This window comes from Bradyrhizobium sp. (genome assembly GCF_049581145.1).
Classification (GTDB): domain Bacteria; phylum Pseudomonadota; class Alphaproteobacteria; order Rhizobiales; family Xanthobacteraceae; genus Bradyrhizobium.
Genome location: NZ_JBAURI010000648.1, coordinates 1 through 1,591 on the forward strand (window position 1 = coordinate 1; position 1,591 = coordinate 1,591).

The following is a 1,591-nucleotide window of genomic DNA, read 5'->3' on the forward strand; positions in this document are numbered from 1 at the left end:
GCCTTGAGGTCCGGATAGGACTCCGACAGCGCGATCAGCCGGCCGAGCGCGCCGCTCAATTGATTCTCCGCGGCCGAGACCTGCGCCGGTCCCTGGGCCGACATCGCCGCGCCGCGCGCCTTGACCACCTCGTCGAGCGTGCCGCGCTCATGCGCGGCATAACCCTTGACGGTCTCGACCAGGTTGGGGACCAGATCGTGGCGCTGCTTGAGCTGCACGTCGATGTCGGCAAAGGCCTGGTTGACGCGCTGGCCGAGCGTGACCAGGCGGTTGTAGGCGCCGAACGCGAAGATCACGAGAACGACGATGACGCCGAGAACGATCCAGCCGGACATGGCTAAAACTCCTGGTAAGACAAACGGAAGCCGGGCGGTTGAACGGAAGTTGCGAGGCGCGCGGCTGCCGCGCTTTGAGGTGGGTACCTGCTTGGTCGGGCACAAGCCGCCGATAGTTCAATGGCCGAGGGACGGATCGGACCTGATTAACTTTCGTTAAGCACCGCATCCCCCCAGCGCCAGCGCCGCGCCCGCGCATAGGCCGTCTTGTCGCGATGCGGCACCTTGGCGACCAGGACGCCATCCAGGGTGCAGAGTTTCGCGGCGACGTCGGCCTTGCCGACCACGGGTTGCGTCAGCACCCGCGAAGGATGCATCGGGGCCGCCGTTCGCGTCAGCGCGACATGGCAGAACTTCTCGTCCTCGAACGGCAGCTCCGCGCCCTTGACCTGCTTGTGGGCGCGCGAACGCGGCAGGCGCTGGGTGAAATGGCACCAGTCCGGCGCCGTCAGCGGACATGGAAGGTCATGCGGGCAGGGCGCGGCGACATGCCCGCCTGCGGCGATCAATTGCGCCCGCAGCGCGATGATCCGTGCATAGCCCGCGGGCGTGCCGGGCTCGACGATCACGAGCGTGTCGCGCGTCTTGGCCCATAGCAAGTCGGCGAGTTCGGCTCGACCCGCATCATCGAGTTCGCCGATCATGTAGCTGGCAATCACCAGGTCGGCAGCCTGGCTCTCGGCCAATGCGCCGACGGCTTCGCCTTGCCGATAGCTGAGACCGCCGAGCCGTGCGCTGCCCCTGGCGAGATCGAGCGCCAGCGCGCGCAGGGACCTGTTGGCGTCGAGCAGCGCGAAGCCTTGCAATGACGGAAAGCAATTGGCCGCGGCCCAGCTCGCCGTTCCCGGCCCGGCGCCGACGTCGAGCAGGGTTTGCGGGGCGAAGTGCGGCGTGATTTCGCACAGCGCGTTCAGGCTCGCCACCACCGCGGCATGGGTCGCCGGCATCCGCGCCAGCGCATAGGCCAGCGCATCGGCCTCGCCCGTGATCGCGCCGGAGCCGCCGCCATCGCGATAGGTCTTCGAGATCACGGCGGCGCGGGTCGCGATGTCGTTGCGCGAGAGGCCCTGGAGTTTTGTCTCCAGCGCAGCTTTCAGTTCGGCGGGTAGATCAGGCGGGATCATGGCTCATCGCCAGCTTGGTAAGACCGTCGAGGTCCTCATCATATGAAACGAAGGAGTAGGATGGGTAGAGCTCTTGCGAAACCCATCATTTCTCCGCGCTGCGATGGGTTTCGCGGTCAGATCGGACGAGGG

The 1,591-nt window shown here is 66.7% G+C and carries 2 protein-coding genes; both read right to left on the bottom strand.

Annotation, left to right across the window (positions count from 1 at the left end):
• The coding region (locus WCB02_RS21400) for a LemA family protein (RefSeq protein WP_423961182.1) at nucleotides 1-335 on the bottom strand (335 nt) is incomplete at its 3' end.
• A 146-nt stretch (nucleotides 336-481) separates the two neighbouring features.
• Nucleotides 482-1,459 carry a small ribosomal subunit Rsm22 family protein gene (locus WCB02_RS21405; protein WP_423961184.1) on the bottom strand — a complete coding sequence of 326 codons (978 nt, stop codon included), beginning with the start codon at nucleotides 1,457-1,459 and terminating at the stop codon, nucleotides 482-484.
• Between the last annotated feature and the right edge of the window lie 132 nt (nucleotides 1,460-1,591).